Origin of the sequence: Bradyrhizobium sp. STM 3843 (genome assembly GCF_000239815.1) — a bacterium.
In the GTDB taxonomy this organism is placed as follows: Bacteria; Pseudomonadota; Alphaproteobacteria; order Rhizobiales; family Xanthobacteraceae; genus Bradyrhizobium.
Window position 1 is genome coordinate 45752 of sequence record NZ_CAFK01000164.1, and the last position, 7998, is coordinate 53749.

The 7998-nt window shown below is 65.0% G+C and carries 5 protein-coding genes; all 5 read left to right on the top strand.

Features of this window, described 5'->3' with window-relative positions; all coding sequences use genetic code 11:
- Positions 1–52 precede the first annotated feature (52 nt).
- The 5 genes from BRAS3843_RS17845 to BRAS3843_RS17865 all read left to right on the top strand — a co-directional run bounded on the left by BRAS3843_RS17845 (position 53) and on the right by BRAS3843_RS17865 (position 7965).
- Complete coding sequence (locus tag BRAS3843_RS17845) at positions 53–1477, top strand: FAD-binding oxidoreductase (protein WP_008970376.1); 1425 nt, start codon at positions 53–55, stop codon at positions 1475–1477.
- A gap of 106 nt (positions 1478–1583) precedes the next feature.
- The gene (gene msrB / locus BRAS3843_RS17850) at positions 1584–2087 is read left to right on the top strand and encodes a peptide-methionine (R)-S-oxide reductase MsrB (RefSeq protein WP_008970377.1); all 504 of its coding nucleotides are present in this window, start codon (positions 1584–1586) and stop codon (positions 2085–2087) included.
- 280 nt (positions 2088–2367) lie between these two features.
- Complete coding sequence (locus BRAS3843_RS17855; RefSeq protein WP_008970378.1) at positions 2368–4173, top strand: flagellar hook-basal body complex protein; 1806 nt, start codon at positions 2368–2370, stop codon at positions 4171–4173.
- A 47-nt stretch (positions 4174–4220) separates the two neighbouring features.
- Positions 4221–6089 (top strand): flagellar hook-associated protein FlgK, encoded by a 1869-nt coding sequence (gene flgK, locus BRAS3843_RS17860; protein ID WP_008970379.1) that lies wholly within the window; start codon positions 4221–4223, stop codon positions 6087–6089.
- Positions 6090–6099: 10 nt separating this feature from the next.
- Positions 6100–7965 (top strand): flagellar protein, encoded by a 1866-nt coding sequence (locus BRAS3843_RS17865; RefSeq protein WP_008970380.1) that lies wholly within the window; start codon positions 6100–6102, stop codon positions 7963–7965.
- Positions 7966–7998: the final 33 nt, after the last annotated feature.

Genomic DNA, 7998 nt, shown 5'->3' on the forward strand with positions numbered 1-7998 from the left:
AAGCGTCATGACGCGAGGTGACAAGCGCCCGTGGGGTTGGTTAAGAAACGCCATGGGCGGGACTTCTACAAGTGCGATCGGCGAGGGGCGATTGGACGACACATCTGGCGGGCGAACGCGGCTCGCTTTCGACCTTGATGCCGACATTTGCGTGGTCGGCGGGGGCATTGCCGGACTGACGGTCGCGCTATGTGCTGCGCGGCAGGGTGCGAGCGTGGTGGTGCTCGAAGGCCGTCAGGTTGGCTGGAATGCATCCGGCCATATGGCCGGCACGGTGATGCCCGGTTTCGCGCTGCCGCTGCCCGATCTGGTCGAGCGCGTCGGGCTTTCGCATGCGCGGGAGCTGTGGGCGCTATCCCGGGAAGGTGCCGAGTTCATTCGCGCTAATGTCACCGAGGCCATGATGCCCGGGATCGCCCGGAGCGAGGGTGTGCTCGAAGTCTCCAATGTCGATGCCGGTGACGGCCTGCTGCGCCGCCTCCAGATGCTAGGCGCGGATTTCGGCACCGAGGTGGAGGGCTGGCAGGTCGAGCGTGTCCGCAGTGCGCTCAAGACGGGCCGCTATTTCCAGGGCATCCATTATCCGACCGCGTTCCAGCTCGACGGCCAGAAATATGTGCATGCGCTGGCGCGGTTGGCGCTGCGCGCCGGCGCGCGCATCTTCGAGGATACGCCGGTGGTGAGCATCGATGCGACCGGCGTGCGCAAGCGCATCGTCACGCCCTCGGCGCGGCTGCGTGCGGCCCATATCGTGCTGGCCGGCAACACCCATCTCGGCGCGCCGCTGCGGCGGCTGTCGGATACGTTGCTGCCGGTCTGGCGGTACGGCGGGATCACCGCCCCGCTCGGTGAGCGCCTCCACGAGGCCATCGGTTTTTCCGGCTCGGTGAGCGATACCGACGGTATCGATCATTTCCGCATCGTCGACGGCGACCGGCTGATGTGGGTCAGTCCTGAAACCACCTGGCCGATGCGACCGGGGACCTTTGCCGGCGCAGTCGCACGCCGCATCCGCAGCGTGTTTCCGCAGCTCGGCCAAGTCGAGATCGCCGAGAGCTTTGGCGGCGTCACTGGCCAGACCGTGCACGGCATGCCGCAGGTCGGCCAGTTGCGCAAAGGCCTGTGGGTGGCGAGCGGTTTCGGCCGTCAGGGTCTCAATACCTCGGCCATGGCCGGCCAGCTGATTGCGCAGGGCATCCTGGCCGGCGACGAGCGCTGGCGGCTGTTCTCGCCGTTTGAGCTGGTCTGGGCCGGCGGCGCGAGCGGTCGGGTCGCCGGCTATGTCGTCAGCCTGTGGACGCGGGGCAGCTCGGCCGTTGCCGGCGGCCTGGCACGGCATCGCGAGCGCGTGCGCGTCAAGGAGCGGGCGCGCGAAGCGCGGCTGGCCGAAGCCCGGCGGAAAGCCGCCGCGCCGCGCCGGCTGCCGATGCGGCCCCAGCCGTCGGACATGATGGAAGGCGCGGGCGAAGAGAGGTGACGTGTTCCTCGCTCGCGATAAAGTGAGCCATCGGAGCTCGCTTGCCCGTAACGTCTCGCGATCCCGGTCGTAACTTCGGCAGCCATATCTCTCCATGGAGACCGCCATGATCGATCGCCGCCTGATGCTGACCTCGCTCGCCGGCCTGTTCGGCTTTGCTGCCTTGCGCTGGTTCGGCGCGTCTGCGCCGGCACGGGCGGCGGAGAAGTTCGAGGTCGAGAAAACCGATGCCGAATGGCGCGCGCAGCTCACCCCCGAGCAATATGAGATCCTGCGCCAGGAGGGCACCGAACGGCCCTGGACCAGCCCGCTTTTGAAGGAGCACCGCAAGGGCACCTTCGCCTGCGCCGGCTGCGACCTGCCGCTGTTCTCCTCCGACACCAAGTTCGAGAGCGGCACCGGCTGGCCGAGCTTCTTCAGGCCGCTCGACAATGCGGTCGCGACCCGCGAGGACCGCACCTTCGGCATGGCGCGCACCGAGGTGCATTGCCGCCGCTGCGGTGGCCATCTCGGCCACGTCTTCGACGATGGCCCGAAGCCGACCGGCCTGCGCTACTGCATGGACGGGCTCGCGCTCAATTTTCATCCTGCAAGTTCGTCCGCGACGTGACGGAATTGGCCGGCTCGCCCGTTCAAAGGATATCGGCGACCTGAACGACGCGACGGCCATGCGAAAGCATCGAGTCCGGAGCGCGATGGAGCACGCGCCGACTCGGCAAGACTTGCCGGCTCGGCAATTGTTCACCACTTTTGGCGGCGGCTTTTTTACGCTGTAGTTTTCTAACGTATTGATCTTGCGCCAGATTCGTTTCTGGCACAGCGATTGCGACAGTCTCCGCGAATGGCGGTTAGGGCTCGACCCGCCGCCTGGTCAATGTGGAGACAATGGTATGGGTATCTTCGATGCGCTGAACACTGCGGTCAGCGGCCTCTCCTCGCAGTCGTTCGCGCTGCAGAACATCTCGGGCAACATCGCGAACGCCTCGACGGTCGGCTACAAGGGCATCGGAACGAACTTCGAAGATCTCATTCCGGCCGCGACCAACCCGACCCGCCAGAACGCCGGCGGCGTCACCGCCTTTTCGCAGGCCACCATCACCACCCAGGGCACGGTCTCGACCTCCACGGTCGCCACCAACATGGCGATCAATGGCGACGGCTTCTTCTCGGTGCAGAAGGCGACCTCGATGGTCGACAACGCCCCGGTGTTCTCCGGTGTCACCAACTACACCCGTCGCGGCGACTTCCAGCTCGACGCCAACGGCAATCTGATCAACGGCGCCGGCTACTACCTGATGGGCATGACCGTCGACCCCAAGACCGGCAACCCGACGGGCAACGTGCCGCAGGTGCTCAAATTCGCCAACAACTTCGTGCCGGCCCAGGCGACGACGGCCATTCAATATGGCGCCAACCTGCCGACCACGCCGAAGACGCAGGCCAGCTCCACTGCCGCCTCCGGCACGTTGACCGCGGCCGGCGGCCTCAACTCGGCCGATCTGTCCAATGTGCCGCTTCCCGTCGGCACCAATTTCTACAGCGATAAAACGGTGACCGGCACCGTGGCGAACAACAAGAACTCGACCGCGATCACGGCGAACACCCTGCTGTCGGGTGGCGCGGCGACCGACTCGGTCGCGACCAATTTCGCTCCCGGTGACACCATCACCTTGACCGGCAGCGCCGGCGACGTCGTCACCTTCACCTTCGTCGCCTCCGGCGCCACCGGCAATCAGATCAACGTGGGCGACTCCGTGGGCACCTTGCTCAACAAGATCGGCGCCGTCACCGGCGTTGCGCCGACCATCTCTGGCGGTGCGATCACTCTGCATTCCGGCAGCGGCGAAGATTGGAGCGTCGCCAGCACGGCGGGCGGCTTCGCCGCCCTCGGCCTCACCTCGCCGGTGACACTGACCCGCAACTCCAGCCCCGGCACCGGCATCGTCGTGGGCAACGACCTGACGAACTTCACCAACGAAACCATCAGCGGCGGTGCGGTGACGACCTACAACTCCGCCGGTACGCCGGTGAACGTGCAGCTGCGCTGGGCCAAGACCGACAGCTCGACCCTGGGCCCCGGCCACGCGGACACCTGGAATCTGTTTTACCAGACCAATTCGACGGCAACCGGGTCGACGGTGGCATGGCTCAATACCGGCACCAACTTCACCTTCAACACCGACGGTTCGCTGAAGTCGCCGACCTCGTCCTCGATCTCCATTCCTAACGTGTCGGTCGACGGCGTCTCGCTGGGCACGATCAGCCTCAACATTTCGTCCGGGGCGTTGTCGCAATTTGCGAGCACCTCGGGTGCCGCGACCATCAACCAGATCCAGCAGAACGGCTTCCCGGCCGGTCAGCTGCAATCGGTTGCGGTCAACAATAACGGCATCGTAGTCGGCACCTTCTCGAACGGGCAGACCATCAGCCTCGCGCAGGTGACGCTCTCGCACTTCAACGGCACCAACTATCTGAAGGCGCTGGACGGCGGCGCCTATGAGGTGACGGACCAGTCGGGGCAGGCGATCATCGGCGCCTCCGGCAAGATCGCGGGATCGTCGCTCGAGGGCTCCAACACCGACATCGCCGATCAGTTCACCAAGCTGATCGTGACCCAGCAGGCCTATTCCGCCAACACCAAGGTGATCACCACGGCGAACAGCATGGTTCAGGATCTCCTGAACACGCTGCGTTGATCGCATTCGTTCGACGCGTTCTGACATGATCTAAGGCAGGTACCATCATGGGTTTGAGTTCGGCGCTGGCCACTGCGATGTCCGGCCTGCGGTCCACGCAGGCGGCGCTCTCGATCATTTCGTCGAACGTCGCCAATGCGCAGACGCCCGGCTATGTCGCGCAAAATCCAAATCAGATCGAGGTCGCCAGCGGCGGCTTCGGCTCCACAGTGCAGACCGTCGGCGTCAGCCGTCAGCTCGATCTCTTCGTGCAGAACCAGCTCCGCACCGAAACCTCGACCGGAGCCTATACCGATCAGATCGCCAACATCCTGGGCCAGCTGCAGAGCGTGTATGGCACGCCCGGCGGCTCCGGCACGCTGGAGACGGCGCTGAACAATTTCACCAGCGCGCTGCAATCGCTGTCCAACAATTCCAACAGCCAATCCGCCCAGTCGGTGGCGCTGTCGGCGGCGCAGACCCTGGCGCAAAACCTCAATAACACCACCAAGGGCATCCAGACGCTGCGCAGCAATGTCGAGCAGGACATCGGCAATTCGGCGGCCCAGGCCAATGCGGCGATCGCCCAGATCGCGGACCTGAACAGCCGGCTGCAGGGGACCGATCCGTCCGATCCGCTTGCCGCCACGCTGCAGGATCAGCGCGACAACGCCATCAACACGCTGTCCAAATATGTCGACATCCGCGTCGTCAGCGATTCCACGAACGGGGTCAGCGTGTTCACCAATTCGGGCATCCAGCTGGTCGGCGCCGGGCTCGCCTCGCAGTTCACGTTCTCCTCGCCAGGATCGCTCGACGCTACCTCGCTCTACAACACCAATCCGACGCTGAGTGGGGTCGGCCAGCTCAACCTCAAGCTCTCCAACGGCGTGTCGATCGACGTCGTCGCCAACAATCTGCTCGGATCCGGCCAGATCGCGGCCGACCTCAAGCTGCGCGACCAGACGCTGGTGCAGGCGCAGACCCAGGTCGATCAGCTCGCGGCGACGATGTCCTCGGCGCTGTCTGACCAGACCACCGCGGGAACGGCCGTGACCGGTCCGCCTGCGGGCTTCGACGTCTCGACCTCGGGCGTGCTGCCCGGCAACACGATCAACCTGACCTATACCGATTCCAGCAACGTCCAGCGCCAGATCAAGGTGGTCAATGTGACCGATCCGGCCGCCTTGCCGCTGCAGAACGCGGCGGGCGCCAACCCGACCTATGTCGGCGTGAACTTCTCGCTCGGCATGGCGTCGGTGGTGACGCAATTGAACAGTGCGCTCGGAGGTGCGCATCTGCAGTTTGCCAATCCCTCCGGCTCGACCTTGCGCATCACCGATGACGGCACCAGCCAGGCGACTGTCAATGCGGCCTCGGTGACGACGACTGCGCAGTCGCTCGCCTCAGGCAATCCGCAGCTGCCGGTGTTCACCGATGGCAGCACCGCGCTCTATACCGGCGCGATCACCTCGACTGGCTCGCAGATGACCGGCCTTGCCGGGCGGATCTCCGTCAATCCGGCGCTGGTCAGTGACCCGACCAAGCTCTCGACCTATTCGACATCGCCTCCCACGGCGGCGGGCGATGCGACCCGGCCAAATTTCCTGTTCTCGCAGCTCACCTCCGCCACCTTCAGCTACTCGCCGACCACCGGACTGGGCTCGGCGGCGCAGCCGTTCCAGGGCACGGTGTCGAGCTATCTGCAGCAGTTCATCAGCCAGCAGGGCAACGCCTCCACGCTCGCCACCCAATTGAAGCAGGGCCAGAGCGTGATCGTCAGCACCCTCCAGCAGAAGTTCAATTCGACCTCGGGCGTCAATATGGACGCCGAGATGTCGAACCTGATCCAGGTCCAGAACACCTACGCAGCCAATGCCCACATCATGTCGGTCGTGCAAAGCATGATGCAAACGCTGCTCCAGGCCAACCCGTAAGGCGCGTCACATGTCGATCAGCAGCATCAATTATGGCTCGTCTCTGCTCGGGCTGTCGGTTCGGAACATCAACGACCAGCTCGCCAATCTGTCGACCCAGCTCTCGACCGGTGTGAAATCGAGCAACTATGCCGGGATGGGCGGCGACGAGGGCTTTGCCATCGCGGCGCGATCGCAGCTGTCGAACATCCAGGCCTTCACCGACACGATGACGCATGTCAACACCATCGTGCAGGCGGCAAACACCGTTTTGCAGTCGCTGTCGAAGACCGCAGGCACGGTTCAGAGTGCGGCGGCCGCGACGCCGCAAAATCTCACCAGCACCGGCCAGAGCATCGGTCAGCAGAACGCGCAGTCGAACCTGGCTGCGATGGTCGGCATGCTCAACACCCAGGTCGGCGACCGCTACATCTTCTCGGGCTCCGCCATCGACAAGCCGGCGGTGGCATCCGCCGACGACATCCTCAACGGTACCGCCACCCAGGCCGGACTGAAGCAGGTGATCGCCGAGCGGCAACAGGCCGATCTCGGCACCTCCGGCATGGGACGCCTGGTGTTGTCGGCCCCGGCGACCATGCCGATCACGCTGTCGGAGGATGTCGCGGGTTCGCCGTTCGGCCTGAAGCTGAACTCCGTCAGTTCGTCCTTGACCAATGCCGTCGTCACCGGTCCGTCGGGGTCGCCGTCCTCGGTGTCGGTCGATCTCACCGCCGGCAATCCGAACCCGGGCGACCAGATCAGCTTCGTGTTCAACCTGCCTGATCGCACCACCGAGTCGATCAAGCTCACCGCCTCGAACACCACGCCGGCGCAGCCCAATACATTCGCGATCGGCGCCACTCCGGCGGCCACCTCGGCAAACCTGAATGCGGCCTTGAACAGCGGGATCGGCACGCTCGCCAACACGTCCTTGGTGGCGGCTTCGGCCATCGCGGCGGGCAACAACTTCTTCTCCGACGGCGTGGCCACCGGAAGCGCTGTCAACAACAAGGCCGCGGCGCCGATCACGGGCGCAACGCTGCTGTCCGGCGCCGCCGCGACGGATTCGATCGCAACCAATTTCAAGGCTGGCGACACCATCACCGTGAACGGGAAAACCTTGACGTTCGTGGCATCGGGCGCGACCGGCAACCAGCTCAACGTCACCGACAGCGTTCAGACCCTGCTGTCCAAGATCGACCAGATCACCGGCACCAAGACACCGTCGACGATCAGCGGCGGCGCGATCACGATCAACACCAATGATGCCCCGGATCTCAGCATCACAAGCTCGAACTCGGCGGCTTTCCAGGCGCTCGGCTTCAGCGGCACGGTGACCGCGAGCTCTCCGCTGCGTGTCTCGGGCTCACCGCTCGGGTCGGCCACGAGCCTGACCTCTGGCGCTGCGAACACGGTGGCTTGGTACACGGGCAACAACGCGCCGGGCGCGGCGCGCTCGACCTCCAGCGTCCGCATCGACACCTCCCAGAGCGTGCAATTCGGAGCGCAGGCCAACGAGCAGGCGATCCGCCAGGCGATCCAGCAGACCGCGGTCTATGCCGCCGTTTCGGCATCGCCGACGGCTCCCAATTCCGGCGCCCAGATCGCGGCGCTCTCGCAGCGAATCGCCGCCGATCTGACGCCGGCGACCGGGCAGCAGACGATCTCGGACATCCAGACCGACTTCGCCAATGCGCAGACCACAATGAAGGATGCCGGGGCCCGGCAGACGCAGTCGAAGGCGGCGCTGCAGAGCCTGATCGACGGCACCGAGGGCATCACGCAGAACGAGGTCGCAGCCGAGATCCTGCAGCTGCAGACCAATCTGCAGGCCTCCTACCAGACCACCTCGATGCTGTCGCAACTGTCGCTGGTCAAATACCTGCCGGCCGGCTGATGGGGCACGGTTAGGCTTCCGTTAACCACGTCT